Raw genomic sequence first — 541 nt, 5'->3', positions numbered from 1 at the left:
ATCATAAATTTTCCACTAATCCACACACTTCCGAGTACACCGATGATTTAAAAGAGGCGATGCTTGGTATGGTGTCTGGGGATCTTACCAACACAGATGAAGTGGGTGATTGGGCGGTTCAGTTGTTGCAAGAAATGTCGCTTTCCTTGCTACAAAACTATCAGCTGTATGGAAATAGCGATGGGCACGCCATGCAGAACTTTATTGCTTACCTTGCTCAATTATCTTATTGGACGCAAAAAGAGGCTTGGCTGACCTACCGTTTAGTGATGGATCCAGATGCGAAGCTGAACCAAAGCGTTTTTTTTCAAACCATTGATCGTCAGCAGCAAAACCTAGATGCATTTTTGCATTTGGGGGCATCTTATGCGCATGTCGATAAACTGCTTGGCCTTTTCAGCTCCCCCCGCTATCAACGTAATTTGGAATCAAGAGCGAGGCTGATGAATGGCGACATGCCACGCAGCGATTATGCGGCTTACCTTGACGAACTCGATTTTCGGGTTCAGCGATTGCAAATGATGATTGAAGGATTTACTCG

1 pseudogene is annotated in these 541 nt (G+C 45.1%); it reads left to right on the top strand.

Features of this window, described 5'->3' with window-relative positions:
- Positions 1–541, top strand: a pseudogene (locus tag R7O13_RS30190) (hybrid sensor histidine kinase/response regulator); the annotation flags it as partial.

It is taken from the genome of Vibrio sp. Y176 (genome assembly GCF_033438945.1).
The sequence above is the reverse complement of the archived record's forward strand: the minus strand, read 5'-3'. Positions and strand labels throughout refer to the sequence as shown.